The sequence below is a fragment of the Pseudaminobacter sp. Soil_N_29 genome (assembly GCF_057656055.1).
On record NZ_JBDGLC010000005.1, the window covers coordinates 353118 to 374452 of the forward strand.

Sequence of the window (21335 nt, forward strand, 5' to 3'; positions counted from 1 at the left end):
CCCTCCCCGATCCGCCTGCCTACTGCTTGGGCAGGCCCATGCGGTTCACGATGTTGTTTTTCTGAATCGCTGTCGATCCGCCTATGATTGGCATAAGCAGCATGTCGCGCACATGGCGCTCCATGTCGAAGCCGCGAGCATAACCATACGCGCCCATGATTTTCTGACAGGTCAGTGCGATCTCCAGACCGAGTTCGCAAACGTACATTTTTGCCATCGAGGTCTCCACCGAGCAGGGCAGGTCGTTATCGGCCAGCCAACAGCCACGATAGAGCATCAAGCGCGCGGCAGAGAGCTTGGTTTGGACCTCCGCCAGCATGTGCCGGATCGACTGGTGCGAGCAGATGCGCTTGCCGAACTGACTGCGGGTCTGCGCGTACTCCCATGCATCATCGACCGCCTGCGCAGCGATGCCGAGCGCCATCGCTGCGACCTCCAGTTTCTCCACCTCGAGGGCGGGACCAGCCAGCCTGCTCCAGCCGCTGTTCCATCCTTCCTCACCGCCGATGACGTTTTCGAAGGGCACTTCAACATTGTCGAGCGTCACGTCGTTGGTATTAAGTCCGCGCACACCCATCGCCGGTATGTGCGTCAGCATCACGCCGGGGGCAGTCGGCGGGATGAGCACCAACGACAGGTTCTTGTAGCGCGCGTCCGGATCACCTGAGCGCACAAGCGCATAGATGTAATCGGCGACTTCGGCACCCGAACACCAGCGTTTGTACCCGTTGATGATGACTTTGTCGCCCTTGCGCTCGGCGCGCGTCTTCACGCTTGCAAGGTCGGAGCCGACGTCAGGCTCCGACAGGCCATAGGCAAATAGAAGCTCGCCATTCGCCAGCTTGGGCAACAGAGTGCGCTTTTGCTCCTCGCTGCCCGACGCGAGAATATTCATCGACCCGTAGCAGGCATTCATTAAGTACAGGGTGCCGATGACCATGGACCGACGCGACAGTTCCTCCACCGTGACCATGGTGGCCAGAACATCTCGGCCGAGGCCGCCATATTCTTCAGGAACCGTCATGCCGCACACGCCAAGCGCGGTGATGTGCTCCATTAGCGAACGGGGAACCTTGTCCTCCTCGTCCCATTTAGCCATCATTTCGCGCGTCGCATGACGTTCGAGCATCCGGCGGATGCTTTCACGCAACATTGTGATGTGTTCGGGTTCGCCGAAATCCATATCCTCGCTCCCTATTCCGCGCGTGTTCTGGCAGCTCTCAGAGTCCGGTGAACTTCGGCTTGCGCTTTTCCGAGAAGGCGTTGATCGCTTCCAGATGGTCCTGGCTGCGGTTCGTCAGCGCCTCATAGGCCATGCAGGTGTCCATCATCGAATGCGCGAGCTGCTTGAGTCCGACATTGATCGCTGTCTTGGTGTACTTGATCGACTTCATCGCACCGGAACCAATCTTCTTGGCAAAGGCATCGACGCGCGCATCAAGCTCGTCGGCCGGCACGGAATGATTGATCAGCCCCATCGCCGCCGCATCCGGTGCCGGGATCAAATCGCCTGTCAGCAGATATTCCTTGGCGCGCGCATAGCCGATCGCCTGCGGCCAGATGACCGCGCCGCCGTCGCCCGCGGCAAGCCCCACCTTCACATGCGGATCTCCGAAGCGGGCATGGTCGGCCGCAAAGATGATGTCGCAGAAAAGCGCGATGGTAGCGCCCAGGCCGACCGCGTCGCCGTTGACCTTGGCGATGATTACCTTCTCGCAATCGAGGATACCGAAGACGACCTTCTTAGCCTCGTTAATCGAGCGATCGAACATCTCGGTGTCTTCGTACATCATCTTCATGCCGGCTATGTCACCGCCGGCCGAAAACGCCCGTCCTGCCCCGGTGAGGATCACAACGTCGATCGTGTGGTCCATGCCAAGATCGTAGAAGATGCGCGAAGATTCCTCGTGCATGTCCCAGGTCATGGCGTTGAGCTGTTCCGGCCGGTTCATCGTCACCGTCATGGTGCGGCCATCCTTCTCGAACAGGAAATACTTGTAACCGGAATAATCGACGTCCATGGTTTCCTCCTTGGCAGCTCAACAGGTGCGGCTGCCTATTTTCTAACGATAGTTCGAAAAGACTCCGAACTCAACAACACCGTCACGAGACGTGCCATCAAGCGTGACGACGTGGAACCAGCAATGCGTCCAGCGCTACAAGTCCCTGCCCTTCCGGCAGAACGATGACCGGGTTGAGATCGATCGACTCGATGTCCTCGCGGTGGGCGGCGGCGAATTCCGATACATCCACAAGTAATTGCGCCAACGCAACGATATCGGACGGAGGCGCACCACGCACCCCGTGGAGCATCTCGCGCCCCCTGATCTCGTGGATCATGGTCTTCGCTTCAACGAGATCGAACGGAGCAAGGCGGAACGTGACGTCCTTGAGCACTTCGACATGGACGCCGCCAAGTCCGAACATGACCGCCGGGCCAAAGACCGGATCGCGGGACACCCCGACGATCACCTCCACACCCTTCTTCGCCATCGGCGCAACCAATACGCCCTCGATGGTCGCATCTGGTCTATGATGGGCCGCCCGTTCGATCAGCGTCCGATAAGCGTTTTCGACGCCCTCACGGTCATGAACGCCAACAATGACACCACCGATCTCGGTCTTGTGCTCAATGTCGGGCGAAACGATCTTCATCACGACCGGGTAGCCGATGGAGTCCGCCGAAACCACGGCATCTTGCGGGTTCGTCACAAGCGCCTCGCGAAGAAATGGGATTCCCGCCGCGCCCAGCAGCTTTTTCGCTACCACCTCCGAAAGCGCACCGCCACCGATCGGCAGTGGGGACGCCCCAGTGGTCCGCACCGCATCCTCCCGACCGAACGCCGCCGCAAAGCGCGTCAGAGCCGACAGGGCCGCGACTGCGCGGGCAGCGTCCTCGAATACCAGGAAACCGGCATTCTCGTACTCGCGCACCACTTCCTTGTCGGCCACCATCTCGAGAGCGATCAGCCTGTCGGGAAAGCGCGAGCAGCCGTTCTCGATAGCCTTGCGCAGCGGCCCGGAAAGTGTGCGGGTATTCGGCACAGTCGAGAAGAAGCCGATGAGTGCGTCGTAGCCGCCCTGCTCCAGCATCACTTCGATGTTCTGCGCCAACAGGTTCATGTCGTTGAGCGCCTGCGCGGTCGTGTCGACGGGATTAGTCACCGTCGCGAAAGGCAACAGTGCCTGCAGCGCCTGCTGTGGCTTGTCCGGCATGGGCGCGACATCCAGCCCGTGGCGCTCCGCCGCATCGGAAATCAGCACGCCCGCGCCGCCCGACAGCGTTACCACGCCGAGCTTGTTTCCTTCAGGATAAATGCCGCGCATGCACGCATAGGCGACGTCGAGCTGCTCGTCGGTGGTCTCGGCACGGTGGACGCCATACTGGCGAAAGAGCGCATCGTAGATCGCGTCCGACCCGGCCAGCGAGGCCGTGTGGGACGATGCCGCCTTGGCGCCGATCTCGGAGCGGCCTACCTTCATCATGATGACAGGCTTCCTGTTGCGGCGCGCCAGCGCAAGCGCACGACGGAATCGTTCGCCGTCGCGAATGCCCTCGACATAGGCCATGATGACCTGGACGTCATCCTGACCGGCCATCCATTCCAGGCATTCGGAGACGTCGACATCGGCCTCGTTGCCAGTGGTGATCCAGTAGTTGATGCCCATGTCTCGTTGGCGCGCCAAATATGCAATATGCGAGCCGTAGGCGCCGGACTGGCTGACGATGCCGAGCGGGCCGGGCGACGGCATCTCCTTGTCCAGCGACTGCGTGAAGGTACCGTAGAAGCCGATCTGGGGATTGAACACCCCGAGACAGTTCGGGCCAAGCAGGCGCAACCCGCCGGCGCGCGCGATGTCGGCGACAAGCTGTTGGATGGCGAGCCCATCCTCGCCGCTTTCGGCGTAGCCGGCGGAAAAGATCACCGCACTTTTCACGCCCTTCTCGACGCAATCCCGCACCGCCTGCTCGGTTAGCGCGGCGGGTACCGCGATCAGGGCGACGTCCGGCGTCTCCGGCACTGCGGCCAGTGACGCGTAGGCCGCCATGCCCTGGACCGTCGCGCGGTTCGGATTGATGGGGTAGATGGGCCCGGCAAAACCTGCCTCGAGCAGATAACGTAGCGGCCGGCCGGAAATGCGCGTCGGATCGTCGGACGCGCCGAAGATCGCCACGGAGCGCGGACGCAACAGGGTGTCGATCGAGGAACGCGAGTAGGGTTGCGTCATGGTCTGTCCTCAGAAATTCACGCCGTTGGCGAGCATGTCGCGGGCCACCGTCCGCTTCTGGATCTCGCTGGTGCCGTCGGGAATGCGCATGGAGCGGGTGAAGCGGTAGCCTTCCTCCAGCCGCATCTCGTTTGTCAGGCCCATGCCACCATGCACCTGGATGCATCGGTCGAAGACGCGGTTTGCGGCATCGGTGCAGTGCTGCTTGACCATTGAGGTCTCCGCCAGCGCGCGCTCGCCGCGCTCCAGCTTCATCGCGCAGTCCACCAGCATCGTCTCTGCCGCGTAGATGTCCGAGGCGCTGTCCGCAAGCAGCATCTGCACGGCCTGATGCTCGCCGATCGGCTGACCGAATGTCTTGCGAAACTTTGCATAATCGACCGCCTGCGCAAGCGCCCAGCGGGCCAGCCCCACGCAGGTCGCGGACAATCCCAGGCGTCCGGTATTGACCCCCTTCAGGGCGACCCTGAGTCCCTGATCGACATCGCCAAGCCGGTATCGGTTCGGCACGCGCAGACCGTCGAAGGAGAGGATGCCGATTTCCGAGCCGAGATGGCCCATGATGGGGATCGAGGAGACAACGTTGAACCCTTCCCAGGCGGTTTCGATGAAGAACCCGGTTATGCCGCCTTTTCGCTGCGCAACCAGATCCGGATCGGTGATCGCAAAGATCATCGCGTAGTCGGCGTAGGGGCCGTTGGTGATCCACTGCTTCGAACCGGTGATCACCCAATCGTCGCCATCGCGCACAGCCCTGGTTTTCAGGTTGAAGACGTCCGACCCTGCATCCGGCTCGGAGAGCCCGAAGCACAGCGTCTTCTCGCCCGAACCGAGTTGCGGGAGATAGTCGCCGCGCAACCCCTCGTCCAGAAAGGTCAGCAGGGGCGAAAGGCCATTGGTGAAAGGCGACGGAAGCACCACGGGATGGATGAGCGTGCGGCCGGGTCCGCAGTGAAGCGACAGCTTCCAGTTCAGGTAAACGGAAGCAAGCGGGCCGAGGCCGCCGCCGCCGATCTCTTCAGGTCCGAACATCGTATAGAAGCCGGCTTCGGCAGACTTCATGCGCACCTTGCGCTTGAGCGCCAGAACGTCCGGGGTGAATAAACCTTTCTCATCGTAGATCGTACGGTCCGAGGCGAGCAGGGCCTGGTTGCTCTCCTCGATTGGCACGACCTCCTGATCGACGAAGCGAACCAACGCCTCGCCGGTCTGGACGATCTCCTCGGGGATCAGGGAAAGGTTCATCTCACTCTTTCTCGAGCACGAACTTCGGCAGCGTCAGATCGAGCGACACGTCATCGAACTGCACGCGCACTCCATCGCCGATACGAACGCTCTCCACGTCCTTCGTCACGATGTTGGTGAGCATGCGCGGCCCTTCTCGCAAGGTGATCATCGCAATCACGTAGGGAACGTCGGCCGCAAAGACCGGCCCGGCCGGCTTGCGGGCAATCGTATAAGAGTAGACTTCACCCCTCCCTAACACATCGGTCCATTCCAGATCATCGGAATGGCAGTGCGGGCACAATTCGCGGGGATAGAAATGATACTCGCCACACGACCTGCACCGAGGGATCGACAGACGGTGTTCCTTCGCGGCGTCCCAGAAAGGCTTCGTACCGGGATCGATGACGGGCTGGGGCTTTTCGTAGACTTCGCTCATGGCCGCTCACTCAATGGTTTGACAGGATCACGGTGGCACCTGACGACAGCGTGCCGCCGGTTCCATGAACAAGGGCGGTGCCGGCATCCTGCACCTGCCGGTCGCCGGCTTCCCCACGCAACTGACGAACGGCTTCGACCAGCAGGAAGATGCCGTACATGCCGGGGTGACAGTAGGAGAGCCCGCCGCCACTGGTGTTGAGCGGGAAGGCGCCGCCGGGGGCGGTACGCTGGCCCGAGACGAACTGGCCGCCTTCGCCGGGCTTGCAGAAACCCAGAGCTTCCAGCGTCATCATCACCGTGATGGTGAAGGAGTCGTAGCATTCGACGAGATCGATCGCATCGTGACTGACGCCGGCCATCTCGAACGCGCGCTGTGACGACATCTGCGCCGCCGTCAGCCGTGCGAGGTCGGGCATCGCACCGATCGACCAGTGGGTATGCGCCTCGCCATAGCCGCGAATATGGATCGCTTTCGCGCCATGCGCCTTGGCGTTTTCAGCGGTCGTCATGACGATGGCACCGGCGCCGTCGGTCACGAGGCAGCAGTCGAGCAGCTTCAGCGGATCGGAAATCCGTGCGGAGTTCATCACGTCGTCGATCGTCAGCGGATCGCGCATGGTCGCGGCTGGGTTGAGGCTCGCCCACTTGCGGGTCGCCACGGCGATTTCGGCAAGCTGCTCTTCCGTGGTGCCGAATTCGTGCATGTGGCGGCGTGCCGCCAGCGCATAGCCGCCGACGGGCTGCGGAATGCCCCAAACGTTCTCGAACTGCATCGTCAGCACCGCCGGGCGGCCGCCGAGGGTCCGGCTGCGTTCGCTCTTCTGTACGGACCCGTAGACGATCAGCGCGACGTCGCAGAGGCCCTTCTCGATGGCCAGCGCGGCATGGGCGACATGCGCCTCGAAGGCAGAACCGCCGATGTTCGTCGTGTCGGCAAAGCGCGGATGGATGCCCAGATACTCGCCGAGCGTCACCGAGGGGAGCTGGCCCGGACCGGGTACGCCCCAGAGTCCCGCCACCAGCAGCCCGTCGACGTCGCGCATCGGAATTCCTGCGTCGCCCAACGCAGCCTTCGCGGCACGCGCCTGTACCTGCAGGACAGACCCGCCTCCGACAACCTTGCCGCCTTCAAGGGGGACGTCGCCGACCCCGACAATTACCGCTTCGCGCGCCATATTCAGTTTCCTGGTCCGGAAATGGGTTGTATTGCGTGGCCAGCGAGGATCCGGCGCTCGCCTGCCATCACGAGAAGCTTGATGCGCAGACTGTCGACGCCGTCCCGCTTCACAATCTCCTCGACGATACCCGATACCTCCACCACATCGCCGGCAAACACTGGCCCGACAAACGCAATGTCAATCTCGCCTGCCTCGTCGAATGCCCCGTCGCTCCAGCGGTTGAGCATTTCGGCGACGAAGGCGAGCGTCATCAGACCGTGCGCGATCGTCCGCCCGAACGGGCCCGTTTTTGCGTAGTCAGGATCGACGTGGATCGGGTTCAAATCGCCGGTCGCCCGCGCATAAGCATCGATCTTCGCCTGATCGACGTCACGGACGAGAACGGGAAGCTGCATCCCGACTGCACTCGCAGTTTCGCTTGTAACAAGTGCACTCATTGGTCGCGGCCCCATATCGATGTGATCCGCCCCGAGGCAACCAGCGTTCCATCCTCACCCCGCGCCTCGAAATCGGAGACGACATAAGGCCTGTCCTTGCGGATGTACTTCTCGACGACGGTTGCCTGCAGCGACAGGGTCTCGTCGACCTCTACCGCCCGATGAAAGCGGATCGCCTGCTTGGCATGGATGCCGCCAGGCGGGCTGCGCCGGGCAGCCAGAAGGTCGATCAGGTAGACCGAGGCGATCATGGACGGTGCGCGCCGGGACGACGCCGAATACTGTGCATCGTCATTGCCGGTCGCCGAGAGAAACCCCTCGACGACATCGGCGGCGATGTGAAAGCGCAGCGGCACCGGCGGATAGACATCGCCCACTGCCACCTCGACATACCGACGATAGTCCGTCATGGCTCAGACCGGCGTCCAGGAGAAGACGTCGCGCGACATATGCAGCGGCACGAATGACGTCTTCAGGGCCGGCAGCATGTGATCGCGCAGCGTTTCCGGGGTCCAGCCCTCCGAGCGATGCACCGAGCGCAGCGGCCGCGGCTGGCTCATGAGGAAGATCTCGTTGCCGCGCACCGCGAAGATCTGACCATTGACCTCGCAGGCGTCCTCGCTGGCGAGGAACACCGCAACCGGCGCGATCTTATCGGGGGTGAGCATCCGCAGCCCCTTGAGGCGCTCCTCCTGATCCGGCGTGTTCGGGATCGATCCGACCATGCGGCTCCACGCGAAGGGCGAAATGCAGTTGGAGCGGACGTTGAACTTCGCCATGTCCAGCGCAAGCGACTTCGACAGGCCGATGATGCCCATCTTCGCCGCCGAGTAGTTCGCCTGACCGGGATTGCCCACCAGACCCGACGTGGAGGTCATGTGTATGAAGGCGCCGCTCTCCTGCTTGCGGAAATGTTCGGCTGCTGCCCGGCTGACATAGTAGCTGCCATAGAGATGGACCTTGATGACCGAATCCCAGTCCTCATCGGTCATCTTGTGGAAGATCACGTCGCGCAGGATGCCCGCATTGTTGACGACGACATCGATCTTGCCGAACGTGTCCACGGCGCGCTGTACCATCGCACGCGCAGACGCCGCATCGGAGACGCTGCCGTAGTCGGCCACAGCCTCGCCGCCCGCCGCCTTGATGTCGCGGACGACCTCATTGGCGGGGCCGTCGGTTTCGTCCTTGCCGTCCAGCGAGACGCCAGGATCGTTGACCACGATGCGCGCACCGTGGCTCGCCATCATCAACGCCATCTCACGGCCAATTCCGCGGCCTGCGCCAGTTACCAGCACAACCTTGTCTTCAAGCATTCCGGCCATCGTGCCCAATCCAGTTTCTAACATACGTTTGCTTTTCTTCGACATGCATTCCCGCGCTGGCGCAGTCAGATCATCCAGCGACCACCGTCGACCACGACCGATTGACCCGTCATGTAGCGGGCGTCGTCGCTGGCCAGGAATGCGGCGGCAGCGGCGATGTCCTCCGGTTCGGCGAAGTAGCCGAGCGGGATCGACGCGCGGATCTTCTCGAGAAATTCCTCGGAAATGCGGTCGATGACACGTGTCTTGGTCACGCCGGGGCAGACCGCATTGACGTTAACCTTGAACGGAGCGAGCTCGCGCGCCAGCGAGCGCGTGAACCCGATCACGCCCATTTTCGCCGCCGCGTACTCGCTGATGCCGATCTCGCCTGCCATGCCTGCATTCGACGCTACATTGACGATCTTGCCGCGACCCGCCTCCCGCATCGAGGGCACCACCTGGCGCGAGGCGAGCAACGTAGAAAAGAGAGTGATATCGACCACGAAGCGCCACACCTCGGGCTCGGACTGATAAAACTCGGACGCACGCTCGCGGGCGCTCTGGCCGACATTGTTCATCAGGACCTCGACAAAATCGAACTCGCCGTAGATTTTGGCGAAAGCGTCGACGAGGAACTCCTCGTTGGAGCAATCGCCGGCGATTGTCACCACCTTGGCACCGGCTTGCCTTGCCTCCTCCGCGACACTTTCGAGCCCGTCGGTCTCGAGATCGAGGATGGCGAGATTCGCGCCCTCCGACGCAAAGCGCAGCGCCGACGCCCGCCCGATGCCATTGGCCGCACCCGTAACGACGGCGTTCCTGCCTTCCAGCCGCTTCATCCTGAACTTCCTCCCAAAACTCGCTTCCCCCGACCCTGGAACGGTGGAACGCGGCTGCGCCTGACGAGCCGTCATGCAACCCCTCGATTCAAAACCTAACATCCGTTCGAAAATCATGCAACGGGAAATTCTGGCCCGTCTCCAATAGTGCAAGGGCACGCGCCCCGGTTCACGTCGGCGGCGGCAGCGGCGAGCGAAAGCGTGCGGTGGAGATCGCCACGGCGGTGAGGACAAGCAGGACGCCGGCAACGGACGAGGCCGTCAGCGCCTCGCCGAGGAATAGTGTGCCGCACAACACGGCAACAACCGGAACGAGCTGATTGTTGTAGGACGTGAAGGCCGGACTTGCGCGGCGCAGGAGCGCGAACATCAGCAGGCTGGACGCGGCGGTATTCCACAGTCCGAGGACGAGTACAGAGCCCATCGTCGCAGCACTCGGCAAGGCTGCGGGCATGCCATCCAGGAACAGAGCAAGGGGAACCGTCCATATCATGGCGGATATGAGGGACAGCGCCGTGATCATGACAGGATCCAGATGCCGGACCAGCCGCACCGTGAACAGCGACACGGAGAAGATCGACGCTGCGGCGACGGCGGCGATCAGGCCGCGCGTGCTGTCGCCATAGGTCGAGAACGCCTGGGGGCCGAACAGCACGAACACGCCGAACAGCCCGAGGGTGATGCCGATCACGCTCTGGGCATTGGGATAAGTGCCGACGAATGCGCCGAGACAGACCGTTATCAGCGGAACGAGGGCCATGGTGATCGCCGTAACCGAGGAATCAACATGCGAGACCGAGATGGCGATCAGACACAGCGGTCCTGCGTTGGAGAGGAGCCCGACCAGGCCAAATGCCAGGATGTCACGGCGGCTGGGCCACGCGATGCGGCGCGCAAGCACGATGCCGGCCATGACCGTTGCCGCGATGACGAGCCGCATCGCCACCAGAGAGACCGGTGGCAGTTCGCGAACCGCCACCTTCGTGAACATGTAGGATGTGCCCCATGCCACGCTGATGCCGACAAGCAGCAGATATTCGGCGGCCCCCGGGTAACCGATCGTCACGCCGGTGGCCAGCGCCTCATCTTTGCTGGACATGGGCAGGTATCCTCCTCTAAAAACGAACATTCGTTAGAATTTATTTCGAGTCAAGCGGCGATGCCGGGAGGATGGGTGATGACGCAGCGAATATTGGTGACGGGCGCGACAGGGACGGTCGGCGGCGCGGTCATGCGCCTGCTCAAGGAGGATGCGCGCAACGGCACCATCGAACTGCTCGGCGCGGCGCGCAGCAAAGAAAGCGCCGAGAAGCTGCAAAGCCGGGGCTTTACGCCGGTGCATTTCGACTTCGACGATCCCTCGTCGCTGCAGCCGGCGCTGCGAGGTGTCGACAGCGTCTTTCTCTTGACCGGCTACAGCGTCGGCATGCTGGCGTATTCCAAGAGGGTGCTGGACGCGGCCAAGGCGCAGGGTGTCCGCCATATCGTCCATCTCGGCGCGCTGGCGGCAGACGACACGCCGCACGCGCATTTCGCTTGGCACCAGCTCATCGAGCGGGCCACGGAAGGCATGGGCTTTTCGTGGACGCATCTGCACCCGAACTTCTTCATGGACACGGTGTGGAACGGCTTCGTGCACAAGCCGGACCGTGTCGTGCACTTCGTCGGCGACCGCCGCGTTTCGTTCGTGTCGTCGGATGACATGGCGGCCGTCGCCGCGGCTGCATTGCGCGATCCCGCCGCGCATGCAGGAAAGTCCTACCCGCTGGCCGTCGAAGCGCTCACCTTTGCCGAACTCGCTGCCCTGCTTTCCGAGGTGACCGGGCGCGACGTGACGTACCGCCCCCGGCCTGCCGCAGACCTTCTGGCGATCATGGAACGCCAGGGAGCGGAGAAAGCCTATGCGAGCGGGCTCGCCGACGGCATCATGCAGATCGAGCGCGGCGAGGTGCCCGAGGCCGGCGCCACTTTCGATACGGTCGAGAAGGTGACGGGACGAAAGCCCGTCTCCTGGCGCGACTTTGCGACCGCTCGGCTCGGCGAGATCAAGGGGTGAGCAGTACGGGGCTGGAACAGCGGTCCAGCCCCGCACGGCATCACAGGGTCCGTCCGATCAGTTCCTTCATGATCTCGTTGGTGCCGGCATAGATGCGCTGGACGCGCGCATCGGCATAGGCGCGGGTGATCGGGTATTCCCACATGAAGCCGTAGCCGCCGTGCAGTTGCAGCAGCGCGTCCAGCACCTTGCCCTGCATCTCGCTTGTCCACAGCTTCACCATCGCCGCGGTCGTGGTGTCGAGCTTGTTTTCGAGGACGAGTTCGAGGCACCGGTCGAGGAAGATGCGCCCCACCTGTACCTCGGTCTTCATTTCCGCGAGCGTGAAACGCGAGTTCTGGAACTCGATCACCGGCTTGCCGAAGGCCTGGCGGTTGCGGGTGTACTCGATCGTCCAGTCGAGCGCGGCCTCGCAGGTCGACACGGCCTGGATGCCGACATGCATGCGCTCCCATGCCAGTTCCTGCATCATGTAGACGAAGCCCTTGCCCTCTTCGCCGATCAGGTTCGAGGCCGGCACCCGCACTTCGTTGAAGAACAGTTCCGACGTATCCTGTGCCTTGGTCCCGAGCTTCTTCAGCCGGCGACCGCGCTGGAAGCCCGGGCGGTCCGCCTCCACGACGATCAGGCTGATGCCCTTGGCGCCCTGTGCACGGTCAGTCTTGCAGGCCACCAGGAAGAGATCGGCGGTCTGTCCGTTGGTGATGAATGTCTTCTGGCCGCTGATGACGAACTCGTCGCCGTCGCGCACTGCAGTGGTGCGGATCGCCTTGAGGTCGGATCCGCCGCCCGGTTCCGTCATCGCGATGCCGGCGATGTAGTCGCCGCTCGCCATCTTCGGCAACCAGCGCTGCTTCTGTTCGGCGGTGCCGTAGTGATCGATATAAGGGGCGACGATATCGGAATGCAGCGGAAAACCGAGGCCGGTGAGGTTCAGCCGCGACTGCTCTTCCATGAGGATGATCGAATAGCGGCGATCAGCGCCGACCCCGCCTGCCTCTTCGGGGATCGCCACGCATAGGAAGCCCAGCTCGCCTGCCCGTTTCCAGGCCCAGCGCGGAACCTCGCCCTTCTCTTCCCACTCTTCATGGTGAGGTGCCAGTTCCTCTTCCATGAAACGACGCACCGACGCACGGAAGATCTCGTGCTCCTCTGAAAAAATGGTCCGCTCGATCATGACCTGCTCCAACCCTGTTCGCGAATACGAAGTGCGATGAGATAACATGCTTGATGACGGACGCCAAAGAATTCTAACATTCGTTTGGTTTTTGTGATCCACATATTCATCCGGCGAGGAGACCCAGCATGATCATCGAGAAGCGCACCTACACGTTCCACCCCGGCAGGCTGCAGGAATTTCTGGCGCTCTACGAAAAGGAGGGGCTGCCGATCCACACGCGCTACCTGCCTCTCATCGGCTACTTCACCTCCGAGATCGGCACCCTCAACCAGGTCATCACCATGTGGGGCTATGCGGACATGGCGGACAGGGAAGAAAAGCGGGCGCGTCTCTACGCCGATCCCGAGTGGATCGCGTTCGGCCCCAAGACGACATCGATGATCCAGACGATGGAGACGATGATCCTGCGACCGACCCAGTTCTCACCGATTCACTAGGGATGAGCCGCCGCGCGCTGCCACGCGCGCGGACAGGGCCTCAACCGACGATCTTCATCGCCCTGAGATTGCGGATGGCCTCGTCGGACAGCCCCGTGGCCGCAAGAAGCTCATCCGTGTGCTCGCCCGTCAGCGGCGCCCGGCGCGTCACGCCTCCCGGTGTCGCCGTCATGCGGATGGGGGTCGACGCGACCGTCACCGGCTTGCGCGATCCGGGATGTTCGACCTCCACCAGCATCTCCCGCGCCTTCATGTGCGGGTCGGCATAGATGTCGGCGGCGGTGTTCACGGGGCCGAACGGCACACGCACCCCCAGCGCCTCAGCGATCTCGGCCTTGGTCCGCATACGCGTCCAGCTTTCCACGAGCTCGACCGTCTCTGCACGATGCACGAGACGCTGATTATTGGTGGAGAAGCGAGGATCTGTGCCAAGTTCAGGGCGGCCGATGATCGACACGAGCTCGACCCAGAACGTGTCGCGCGGGCAACCGATAGTCACCTGCCCGTCCAGTGCCGTGAACACGCCGAAGGGACAGAGGATCGGGTGCTGATTGCCTTCCGGCACTGGGGATGACCCCGTGTAGGAATATTGGTAGACGGCGCGCTCGCATAGCGAAACGATGCCATCGTACATCGCCACGTCGACAAACTGCCCCTGCCCCGTGCGCACGGCATGGTGGTAGGCCGCCAGGATTCCAAACGCGGCGAGCGATGCGGGGAAGATGTCGCCGATCCCTGGACCGATCTTCATCGGCGTATGTGCATCCGGCCCGGTGATGCCCATTGCACCACCCATCGCCTGGGCTACCACGTCGAAGGCCGGTCGGTCGACATGCGGGCTTGCGCCTGTGCGCGGATCGCCGAAGCCGCGGATTGCCGCGTAGACAAGGCGCGGATTTTCCTTCGCCAGCACCTCGTATCCGACGCCCAATCGGTCCATCACGCCGGCGCGGAAATTCTCGACCACGATGTCGGCACCGCGGATCAGCGTCAGCAAGATGTCGCGACCTCCCGGCTGTTTCAGGTCCAGAGCGAGGCTCAGCTTGTTGCGGTTCGTGCTCTGAAAATAGCCGCCGAAGTGTCGCTCGCGGTCATCCTTGCGAAAGGGCCCGAAATTGCGGGTCGGGTCGCCGCCGACCGGCTCGATCTTAATCACCTGCGCACCCTGATCTGCCAGCATCATGGTACAATAGGGACCTGCCAGCATCTGCGTCAGGTCGATAACCCTGGTTCCGGCAAGCGCCCCAGCCATTTTTTACAGCGCCTTCTGGAGTTCCGGCAGGACCTGGAAAAGATCGCCCACGAGGCCGTAGTCGGCCACCTGGAAGATCGGTGCTTCCTCGTCCTTGTTGATGGCGACGATGACCTTCGAATCCTTCATGCCGGCCAGGTGCTGGATCGCGCCGGAGATGCCGACGGCGATGTAGAGCTCGGGGGCCACCACCTTGCCGGTCTGGCCGACCTGCCAGTCGTTGGGGGCATAGCCGGCGTCGACCGCGGCGCGCGAGGCGCCTACGGCTGCGCCGAGCTTGTCGGCGACCGGGAGGATGACCTCCTGGAACTTCTCCGAGGAGCCGAGCGCGCGGCCGCCGGAGATGATGATGCGGGCGGACGTCAGCTCCGGACGGTCGCTTTCCGACAGCTTGTTCTCGATGAAGGTCGACAGGCCCGGGTTGGCGGCGGCGGAAGCCGTCTCGACCGGAGCCGAGCCGCCTTCACCTGCGGCCTGGAAGCCGGCGGTGCGCACGGTGATGACCTTCTTGGCCTCCGGCGACTGCACGGTCTGGATGGCGTTGCCGGCATAGATCGGGCGCTTGAAGGTGTCGGGCGACACGACCTCGAAGATTTCCGAGATCTGCGACAAGTCGAGCAGGGCGGCGATGCGCGGGGCGACGTTCTTGCCCGACGCGGTCGCCGGCGCGACGATGGTGTCGTAGTTGCCGGCCAGCGCCACAACGGTGTCGGCCAGCGGCTCGGCCAGGCGCTGCTCGAGCTCGTCGGCTTCGACCAGCAGCACCTTGCGCACGCCGGAGAGCTTGGCGGCGGCGTCGGCGGCACCCTTGGCGCCCTTGCCGGCCACCAGCACGTCGACATCCGAGCCGATCTTCAGCGCGGCCGACAGGGCCTTGGCGGTCTGCTCGGACAGCGAGGCGTTGTCGTGTTCGGCGATGAGGAGAATTGCCATTGTCTGTTCCCTTTCCTTCCGAACCTTAAAGCACGCCGGCTTCGTTCTTGAGCTTGTCGACCAACTCGGCAACGCTGCCGACCTTCACGCCAGCCTTGCGGCCGCCCGGCTCCTCGGTCTTCAAGACCTTCAGGCGCGGGGTCACGTCGGCGCCGAAGTCGGCCGGGGTCTTCTCGTCCAGCGGCTTCTTCTTGGCCTTCATGATGTTGGGCAGCGAGGCGTAGCGCGGCTGGTTGAGGCGCAGGTCCGTGGTCACGATGGCGGGCATCTTCAGCTCGACCGTCTGCAGGCCGCCGTCGACCTCACGCGTGACCTTGGCCTTGTCGCCTTCGATCTCGATCTTGGAGGCAAACGTGCCCTGCGCCCAGCCCAGCAGCGCGGCCAGCATCTGGCCGGTCTGGTTGGCGTCGTCGTCGATCGCCTGCTTGCCGAGGATGACCAGGCCAGGCTTTTCGGCCTCGACCACGCCCTTCAGCACCTTGGCCACGCCCAGCGGCTCGGTCTCGCCTTCGGTCTTGACCAGGATGGCGCGGTCTGCGCCCATGGCCAGTGCCGTGCGCAGCGTTTCCTGCGCCTGGGCCGGGCCGATCGACACCACGACGATCTCCTCGACCTTGCCGGCCTCCTTCAGGCGAATCGCTTCCTCGACCGCGATTTCGTCGAACGGGTTCATCGACATCTTGACATTGGCGAGCTCGACGCCCGAGCCATCCGACTTCACGCGGATCTTCACGTTGTAGTCGACAACCCGCTTGACCGGGACGAGAACTTTCATGCACTTGGGACCTTTCTAGGAAATGTCTTAACCAGCGGAAGCGCTACCGACGACCCGTTCGGTGACGGGTTCGTAGATCCACACCATCCGCTCTTCCTGCAGCGCAGGCGAGAGCGGCATCGCATCCGTGCCGCTGACTTCGCGTAGCTTGGAAAGCGTAACGTTCAGGTCTTCGATATCGATTTCGTAGACGGCCATATATGTATAAGGATACGGACCCGACCGGTGCTGCACGTCGCTCATCCTGAACCGCTGCGCGGCCTCAACTCCCGGCAGCTTGAGCACGTCAGCAAGATGAACGTTTGTGTACCAGTCGTTGAATTCGTCTTCCCGTCCCGGCACCGCATTGGTGAAAGCAAACAGATTGTAACGCGCCATCGCATCCTCCTCGGCCTGAGATAATTTCTAACCAATGTTAGAAACTTAGGCAAGCAGGCTTTTGACAGTTACCAATTATTGAGCCGTGTAGCCGCCATCGACAAGAAAATCGGCCCCGGTGACGAAGCTAGATTGCGGCGAGGTCAGGAACCATACGGCATCGGCAATATCGGCGGGACGACCGGTACGGCCGATGGGATGCAGCGGCAGCAGATAATCCTCCGCCGCCTGGTGGGATCCGAACAGTTCGATCAGTCGGTCGGTCGCGATCCCGCCCGGTGATATGGAATTCACCCGGATACCTTTCGGCGCGACATCTAGGGCAAGGCTACGTGTAAAGGCCAGCACCGCTCCCTTGGTCGTGGAATAGGCAACCCGGCCGGGCGAACCCACATGCGCGAAAGTGGAAGCGAGATTGACGATGCGTCCACCGCACGGCATTTCCGCCAGTGCCGTGCGCGTCACGTTGAACAATCCAGTGATGTTCACCGACATTGCCCGCTGCCATTCTTGCGGCGACAACTCGGTAATCGGAACCGCACGCGTCACGGTCGCGGCGTTGTTGACGAGAATGTCCACGGTGCCGATCGCTTCAAACACCCGCTCTACGGCGGCAAGTTCCGTGATGTCACAATCATGCCGCGAAAGCCCCGCGCTTGCCGCATTGTCCGTCGGATGGTTGACGTCGATCGAGTGGACTTCCAGCCCTTCCTCGAGAAATCGCTCAACTACCGCTTGCCCGATCCCGCGCCCGCCGCCTGTGACGACGCACACCGTGCCCCGTTTCGCGTTCTTCTCCATGCCCTTCCTCCTTTCCAGCGCCGCCAGTGGCGCCGTTCTATTCTAACGTACATTAGATTCTCTCTAACGTCATCGCCGGGCTGGCGGATTCTGCCAGTTCGCATCGATGGCGAAGTTGGGCACGTGGAGTTCGGCAAAGAGCGCAGCGACATCGCGATCACTTGCGGATCAAGATGGTGGATCGCGACCGTCTCGCCGCTGCCTTCGAGGAAGGCCTCGTCTTCGATCAATTGCCGGAACACCGTCGGATGCGGACCCGCGCATTCCCGGCAAATCTCAGGCGCGGTGACCTGATTGATCTGATCCCCAGAAACTGGACCGTTAAAATCGGAGTTTTCCGCTTTAGTTTCCTGGTTGGGAGAGGAGCGGAGAGCGGTTAAGGTATCGAGGTTTTCGGACGCACAGAAGACGTTCATTCCGAAGCAGGGAACGGACGGCAGCCGGATGAAAATTCAGTGGCAGGTCAAGGCAAACATTTGCATTATACCCCAAGAGCGATGCTCGATTCGTTTTCTCTGTAAGGCCAATTACGTTCTGCGGGAGACTTCCGTGGAACAACTTCGAAAATGACAAATCAAATATGCTTTAGAATATCGCGAAGGTCGGCCTACCTACGCCAAGAATAGATTGATTTCTACGTTAGTTGACAAGACGATTACGCGTCTGAATTTAAGGAACAATAATGTATCGCGCACCCGTCGAGGAAATCGCCTTCACCATGAAGCATGTCGCCGGTTTGAAGGCGGCGATCGATTCCGGGAAATTCGGCAATTTCTCCGAGGATTTGCTCGACGCGATCTTGTCTGAGGCGGGCAAATTCGCGACCGACGAGGTCGCGCCGCTCTACAAAATCGGCGACGAGGAAGGTGCGGTCTGGAAGGACGCCGCAGTCACCACTCCCAAGGGCTGGAAGGGACTCTACACACGTTGGCGTGAGGCGGGCTGGAATTCCGTAACCGGCCCCGAGGAGTTTGGCGGGCATGAACTGCCTATCACGCTCGGCATGGCGCTGATGGAGATGTGGAACTCCGGGGCGATCGCCTTTTGCCTCGGACCGATGCTGACCATGGGCGCGGTCGAGGCGGTCGACAAACACGGCTCCGACGAACTCAAGGCGACCTATCTGGAGAAGCTGATTTCCGGCGAGTGGATGGGGACGATGAACCTGACCGAGCCGCAGGCTGGTTCAGATCTCGCAGCGCTGAAGAGCCGCGCCGAGCGCGTCGGCGACGGTACCTATCGCATTTTCGGCCAGAAGATCTTCATCACCTATGGCGAGCATGATTTCACCGAGAATATCTGCCATCTGGTGCTGGCGAGGCTTCCGGACGCTCCCGCGGGCACACGTGGTATTTCGCTTTTCATCGTGCCGAAGTTCATCCCGAATGCCGATGGGACGATCGGCCGCCGCAACGATGTCCTCTGCGCCTCGATGGAGGACAAGCTCGGCATCCACGGTTCGCCGACCTGCACGATGATCTATGGCGATGGTTTCGCAAAGAATGCCGTGCCGGGTGCGATCGGTTGGCTGGTTGGCGAGGAGAACAATGGGCTCGCCTGCATGTTCACCATGATGAACAATGCGCGGCTCTCGGTTGGCGTCCAAGGGGTCGGCGTCGCGGAAGCCGCCTTTCAGCGCGCGCTCGCCTATGCCAACGAGCGTAAGCAGGGCCAGGCGGCCGGATACGCGGGTGAGGGCATGGCGCCGATCGTGCATCATCCGGATGTGCAGCGCAACCTGTTGACCATGAAGATCATGACAATGGCCGCTCGCGCCATCTGCTATGCCTGTGCGCATGCGCTCGACATGGTGCATGCACACGATGGCGATGATGCGAAGTTCTGGCAGGAGCGGGCCAATTTGCTGACGCCGGTTGCCAAAGCGTTCTCGACCGATATCGGCGTCGAGGTCGCTTCCCTGGGCGTGCAGGTGCATGGCGGCATGGGGTTCATCGAGGAGACGGGTGCTGCAAGCCTGCTGCGCGATTCCCGCATTGCGCCGATCTACGAGGGCACAAACGGTATTCAGGCCATTGATCTCGTGGCGCGTAAGCTGCCGCAATCGGGCGGTGAGCATGTCGCGGGGTATATCGGCGAACTCCGGGGAATCGTCGAGTCGTTGCGTGGGCTGAACGCCGCCGACCTCTCTTCGACCTGCGAGCGGCTGGCGCAGGCGCTCGATGATCTTGAGACCACCACTGCATATCTGATGAAGGCGCGACGCGACGACCAACTTGCCGGCGCTACGCCTTATCTGCGGCTCTTCGGGCTCGCAGCCGGCGGCTGCTATCTCGCCAAGGGCGCGCTGGCGGATGCCGCCCGCATTCCGCTTTGCCGCTCCTTTGCCGAAAACTTGGTTGCGGAAACCAGCGCATTGAAGGACCGTGTCGTAATTGGTGCGGCAAGCCTGAGGGCTGCCGCCGACTCACTTTTTCTTGTGTAGCTTCCAAATCAAAACGTTACGAGTATTTCGTCGTAGTGGCACGTTCCAATAAGCTACAGGGGTAGGTACCAGTCCGAGATCCTAAACGAAGCGGGACTCTAGCCCGCCGCCTCGACCCGGCTAGAAGCAACCGGAAACCTTCCGGCATCTGGTGTTCTGCGTGCCAACTGCGGATGGCACAGAGGATTACGATACGGCTTCGGAGAAGTCCGCAGCACTTCAGTCCGGTGCATTGTCCGTCAAATCGAGTGTGCTGCTGGCGTTCTCATGTTCATGAGCGAGTGAATCGCCTCCGGACACGGAATATCGCCGGCGAGCAGCTTCTCCTTGCTGAGCAACCCCGCATCCTCCAGCGCCTCGACATCCGGCAGGTCTCGCAGCGTCTCCAGGCCGAACGCCGAGAGGAACTGCTTCGTCGTCACGTAGGTGTAGGGCGCCCCGGGCGTCGGGCTTCTTGGCCCCGAGGCGATGAAGCCGGCGCTGCGCAGTGCGCCGATGGTGTCGCGGGAGACCTCCTTGCCGAAGATCGTCGCCAGCTCGCCGCGGGTGACCGGCTGGAAGCAGGCGATGGCCATCAGCACCATCGCCTCGAACTCCGACAGCGCGGCGGCGGCCGAGCGGGTGGGCGCGGACGCGACGCGGATCGCGTCGCAAAAGCGGGGGCGGGTGCGGTGCTGCCAGCCGCCGGCGACCGAAACCAGCTCATAGGGCCGGTCGCGCAGCTCTTCCCGGAGATCCTCGATCAAAAGGTCGATGCTGCAGTTTCGGCCGACCACGCGGGCCAGCATTTCGCGCGTGACCGGCTCGGCCGCGGCGAAGATGACGGCCTCGGCGCGCAGCATCCATTCGCGCCAGCGCAGTTCCGGCGGCAGGTCCTCCAGCTCGCGGTCGAACAATACGTCGTCTTCGGATTTTGCCTTGTCGCTGCGTACCGCCTGGGCTGAGTTGGGTCCGGCCATCGTCACAACCCGTAAATCCGGAACGACGCGCGGCCCGACAGTTCCCGCACCGCGCCAAACCCTTCCAGCCGCTCAAACAGCCGCGTCGCGGCCCAGCGCGACAGGTTCATGCCCGGCGCGGCGGCCGGCACGGCGTCCTCGTCGAGGAGTTTCTGGATGACGGCGGCAGCGCCCCTGGTGCGCACCTTTGGCGCCACCGCGAGAAGTCTTTCCGCACGCCGGGCGATGTCATTGGCCGATCGCAGCGCCGCGCCTGCGCCCTCGACCAGCGCCAGGCAGACGGCGCGGCCAAAGCCGGGCTCGCCGGGGCGGACACGCCCCCTGCCCCCGGGCGTGCGGAGGGCCGCGCCATGGCGTTCGGCCAGCAACAGCGGCACGGGTCGCCCCCAGTTCAGCTGCGCCGCGACCAGACAGTCCGCCAGCGCCCAGGCCAGGACTTCTGCGTCCGCCCGCGCGCCGCAGACC

22 protein-coding genes are annotated in these 21335 nt (G+C 62.6%); 3 read left to right on the plus strand and 19 right to left on the minus strand.

Annotated features, from left to right (window positions below; genetic code table 11):
* Window positions 1-19: 19 nt before the first annotated feature.
* The 11 genes from AC3A4H_RS14400 to AC3A4H_RS14450 all read right to left on the minus strand — a co-directional run bounded on the left by AC3A4H_RS14400 (window position 20) and on the right by AC3A4H_RS14450 (window position 10755).
* On the minus strand, window positions 20-1183 hold the full coding sequence (locus tag AC3A4H_RS14400) for an acyl-CoA dehydrogenase family protein (RefSeq protein WP_487767282.1): 1164 nt from the start codon (window positions 1181-1183) through the stop codon (window positions 20-22).
* A gap of 37 nt (window positions 1184-1220) precedes the next feature.
* Window positions 1221-2021 (minus strand): enoyl-CoA hydratase/isomerase family protein, encoded by an 801-nt coding sequence (locus AC3A4H_RS14405; protein WP_487767283.1) that lies wholly within the window; start codon window positions 2019-2021, stop codon window positions 1221-1223.
* A gap of 97 nt (window positions 2022-2118) precedes the next feature.
* Entirely contained in the window at window positions 2119-4230 is a 2112-nt protein-coding gene (locus AC3A4H_RS14410; protein WP_487767284.1) for an acetate--CoA ligase family protein, read from the minus strand.
* Between the two features lie 9 nt (window positions 4231-4239).
* Window positions 4240-5475, minus strand: coding sequence for an acyl-CoA dehydrogenase family protein (locus AC3A4H_RS14415; protein WP_487767285.1), 1236 nt, complete (start codon window positions 5473-5475; stop codon window positions 4240-4242).
* A 1-nt stretch (window position 5476) separates the two neighbouring features.
* A complete protein-coding gene (locus AC3A4H_RS14420; RefSeq protein WP_487767286.1) occupies window positions 5477-5893 on the minus strand; it encodes a Zn-ribbon domain-containing OB-fold protein in 417 nt (138 codons plus the stop codon).
* Between the two features lie 10 nt (window positions 5894-5903).
* A complete protein-coding gene (locus AC3A4H_RS14425; protein ID WP_487767287.1) occupies window positions 5904-7070 on the minus strand; it encodes an acetyl-CoA acetyltransferase in 1167 nt (388 codons plus the stop codon).
* A 2-nt stretch (window positions 7071-7072) separates the two neighbouring features.
* A complete protein-coding gene (locus AC3A4H_RS14430; protein WP_487767288.1) occupies window positions 7073-7510 on the minus strand; it encodes a MaoC family dehydratase in 438 nt (145 codons plus the stop codon).
* Window positions 7507-7920, minus strand: a complete 414-nt coding sequence (locus AC3A4H_RS14435) for a MaoC family dehydratase (protein WP_487767289.1) — start codon at window positions 7918-7920, stop codon at window positions 7507-7509. The genes AC3A4H_RS14430 and AC3A4H_RS14435 overlap by 4 nt, the downstream gene beginning before the upstream one ends.
* A 3-nt stretch (window positions 7921-7923) precedes the next feature.
* Window positions 7924-8835: an SDR family oxidoreductase gene (locus AC3A4H_RS14440; protein ID WP_487767290.1), complete on the minus strand. Its 912-nt coding sequence runs from the start codon at window positions 8833-8835 to the stop codon at window positions 7924-7926.
* Window positions 8836-8900: 65 nt separating this feature from the next.
* Window positions 8901-9656: an SDR family NAD(P)-dependent oxidoreductase gene (locus tag AC3A4H_RS14445; RefSeq protein ID WP_487767291.1), complete on the minus strand. Its 756-nt coding sequence runs from the start codon at window positions 9654-9656 to the stop codon at window positions 8901-8903.
* A 169-nt stretch (window positions 9657-9825) separates the two neighbouring features.
* On the minus strand, window positions 9826-10755 hold the full coding sequence (locus AC3A4H_RS14450; RefSeq protein WP_487767292.1) for a DMT family transporter: 930 nt from the start codon (window positions 10753-10755) through the stop codon (window positions 9826-9828).
* A 78-nt stretch (window positions 10756-10833) separates the two neighbouring features.
* Between AC3A4H_RS14450 and AC3A4H_RS14455 the strand changes: the two genes are divergently transcribed.
* Window positions 10834-11712, plus strand: a complete 879-nt coding sequence (locus AC3A4H_RS14455) for an NmrA family NAD(P)-binding protein (protein WP_487767293.1) — start codon at window positions 10834-10836, stop codon at window positions 11710-11712.
* A gap of 40 nt (window positions 11713-11752) precedes the next feature.
* Here AC3A4H_RS14455 and AC3A4H_RS14460 read toward each other — a convergent pair whose 3' ends face one another.
* Window positions 11753-12889 carry an acyl-CoA dehydrogenase family protein gene (locus AC3A4H_RS14460; RefSeq protein ID WP_487767294.1) on the minus strand — a complete coding sequence of 379 codons (1137 nt, stop codon included), beginning with the start codon at window positions 12887-12889 and terminating at the stop codon, window positions 11753-11755.
* A 128-nt stretch (window positions 12890-13017) separates the two neighbouring features.
* On the opposite strand from AC3A4H_RS14460, the gene AC3A4H_RS14465 reads away from it, so the two are divergent.
* Window positions 13018-13329: an NIPSNAP family protein gene (locus AC3A4H_RS14465; protein WP_487767295.1), complete on the plus strand. Its 312-nt coding sequence runs from the start codon at window positions 13018-13020 to the stop codon at window positions 13327-13329.
* Between the two features lie 40 nt (window positions 13330-13369).
* On the opposite strand, the gene AC3A4H_RS14470 is transcribed toward AC3A4H_RS14465, so the two are convergent.
* From AC3A4H_RS14470 to AC3A4H_RS14490, 5 genes are all read right to left on the minus strand, one after another.
* A complete protein-coding gene (locus tag AC3A4H_RS14470) occupies window positions 13370-14581 on the minus strand; it encodes a CaiB/BaiF CoA transferase family protein (RefSeq protein ID WP_487767296.1) in 1212 nt (403 codons plus the stop codon).
* A 3-nt stretch (window positions 14582-14584) separates the two neighbouring features.
* On the minus strand, window positions 14585-15514 hold the full coding sequence (locus AC3A4H_RS14475) for an electron transfer flavoprotein subunit alpha/FixB family protein (RefSeq protein ID WP_487767297.1): 930 nt from the start codon (window positions 15512-15514) through the stop codon (window positions 14585-14587).
* A 25-nt stretch (window positions 15515-15539) separates the two neighbouring features.
* Window positions 15540-16289, minus strand: coding sequence for an electron transfer flavoprotein subunit beta/FixA family protein (locus tag AC3A4H_RS14480; RefSeq protein WP_487767298.1), 750 nt, complete (start codon window positions 16287-16289; stop codon window positions 15540-15542).
* Window positions 16290-16316: 27 nt separating this feature from the next.
* The gene (locus tag AC3A4H_RS14485; protein WP_487767299.1) at window positions 16317-16667 is read right to left on the minus strand and encodes a hypothetical protein; all 351 of its coding nucleotides are present in this window, start codon (window positions 16665-16667) and stop codon (window positions 16317-16319) included.
* 75 nt (window positions 16668-16742) lie between these two features.
* The gene (locus AC3A4H_RS14490; protein ID WP_487767300.1) at window positions 16743-17468 is read right to left on the minus strand and encodes an SDR family NAD(P)-dependent oxidoreductase; all 726 of its coding nucleotides are present in this window, start codon (window positions 17466-17468) and stop codon (window positions 16743-16745) included.
* Window positions 17469-18150: 682 nt separating this feature from the next.
* Here AC3A4H_RS14490 and AC3A4H_RS14495 point away from each other — a divergent pair.
* A complete protein-coding gene (locus AC3A4H_RS14495) occupies window positions 18151-19911 on the plus strand; it encodes an acyl-CoA dehydrogenase family protein (RefSeq protein ID WP_487767301.1) in 1761 nt (586 codons plus the stop codon).
* 239 nt (window positions 19912-20150) lie between these two features.
* On the opposite strand, the gene scpB is transcribed toward AC3A4H_RS14495, so the two are convergent.
* Together scpB and AC3A4H_RS14505 are read right to left on the minus strand one after the other, a co-directional pair.
* Window positions 20151-20870, minus strand: coding sequence for an SMC-Scp complex subunit ScpB (gene scpB / locus AC3A4H_RS14500; RefSeq protein ID WP_487767302.1), 720 nt, complete (start codon window positions 20868-20870; stop codon window positions 20151-20153).
* Window positions 20871-20872: 2 nt separating this feature from the next.
* Window positions 20873-21335, minus strand: a 463-nt coding sequence (locus AC3A4H_RS14505; RefSeq protein ID WP_487767303.1) for a DUF1403 family protein, incomplete at its 5' end; no start/stop codon positions are given.

Excerpts from the sequence above, each read along its gene's own strand:
- AC3A4H_RS14400 (WP_487767282.1), bottom strand. The coding sequence starts at position 1,183 with ATGGATTTCGGCGAACCCGAACACATCACAATGTTGCGTGAAAGCATC.
- AC3A4H_RS14405 (WP_487767283.1), bottom strand. The coding sequence starts at position 2,021 with ATGGACGTCGATTATTCCGGTTACAAGTATTTCCTGTTCGAGAAGGAT.
- AC3A4H_RS14410 (WP_487767284.1), bottom strand. The coding sequence starts at position 4,230 with ATGACGCAACCCTACTCGCGTTCCTCGATCGACACCCTGTTGCGTCCG.
- AC3A4H_RS14415 (WP_487767285.1), bottom strand. The coding sequence starts at position 5,475 with ATGAACCTTTCCCTGATCCCCGAGGAGATCGTCCAGACCGGCGAGGCG.
- AC3A4H_RS14420 (WP_487767286.1), bottom strand. The coding sequence starts at position 5,893 with ATGAGCGAAGTCTACGAAAAGCCCCAGCCCGTCATCGATCCCGGTACG.
- AC3A4H_RS14425 (WP_487767287.1), bottom strand. The coding sequence starts at position 7,070 with ATGGCGCGCGAAGCGGTAATTGTCGGGGTCGGCGACGTCCCCCTTGAA.
- AC3A4H_RS14430 (WP_487767288.1), bottom strand. The coding sequence starts at position 7,510 with ATGAGTGCACTTGTTACAAGCGAAACTGCGAGTGCAGTCGGGATGCAG.
- AC3A4H_RS14435 (WP_487767289.1), bottom strand. The coding sequence starts at position 7,920 with ATGACGGACTATCGTCGGTATGTCGAGGTGGCAGTGGGCGATGTCTAT.
- AC3A4H_RS14440 (WP_487767290.1), bottom strand. The coding sequence starts at position 8,835 with ATGGCCGGAATGCTTGAAGACAAGGTTGTGCTGGTAACTGGCGCAGGC.
- AC3A4H_RS14445 (WP_487767291.1), bottom strand. The coding sequence starts at position 9,656 with ATGAAGCGGCTGGAAGGCAGGAACGCCGTCGTTACGGGTGCGGCCAAT.
- AC3A4H_RS14450 (WP_487767292.1), bottom strand. The coding sequence starts at position 10,755 with ATGTCCAGCAAAGATGAGGCGCTGGCCACCGGCGTGACGATCGGTTAC.
- AC3A4H_RS14455 (WP_487767293.1), top strand. The coding sequence starts at position 10,834 with ATGACGCAGCGAATATTGGTGACGGGCGCGACAGGGACGGTCGGCGGC.
- AC3A4H_RS14460 (WP_487767294.1), bottom strand. The coding sequence starts at position 12,889 with ATGATCGAGCGGACCATTTTTTCAGAGGAGCACGAGATCTTCCGTGCG.
- AC3A4H_RS14465 (WP_487767295.1), top strand. The coding sequence starts at position 13,018 with ATGATCATCGAGAAGCGCACCTACACGTTCCACCCCGGCAGGCTGCAG.
- AC3A4H_RS14470 (WP_487767296.1), bottom strand. The coding sequence starts at position 14,581 with ATGGCTGGGGCGCTTGCCGGAACCAGGGTTATCGACCTGACGCAGATG.
- AC3A4H_RS14475 (WP_487767297.1), bottom strand. The coding sequence starts at position 15,514 with ATGGCAATTCTCCTCATCGCCGAACACGACAACGCCTCGCTGTCCGAG.
- AC3A4H_RS14480 (WP_487767298.1), bottom strand. The coding sequence starts at position 16,289 with ATGAAAGTTCTCGTCCCGGTCAAGCGGGTTGTCGACTACAACGTGAAG.
- AC3A4H_RS14485 (WP_487767299.1), bottom strand. The coding sequence starts at position 16,667 with ATGGCGCGTTACAATCTGTTTGCTTTCACCAATGCGGTGCCGGGACGG.
- AC3A4H_RS14490 (WP_487767300.1), bottom strand. The coding sequence starts at position 17,468 with ATGGAGAAGAACGCGAAACGGGGCACGGTGTGCGTCGTCACAGGCGGC.
- AC3A4H_RS14495 (WP_487767301.1), top strand. The coding sequence starts at position 18,151 with ATGTATCGCGCACCCGTCGAGGAAATCGCCTTCACCATGAAGCATGTC.
- scpB (WP_487767302.1), bottom strand. The coding sequence starts at position 20,870 with ATGGCCGGACCCAACTCAGCCCAGGCGGTACGCAGCGACAAGGCAAAA.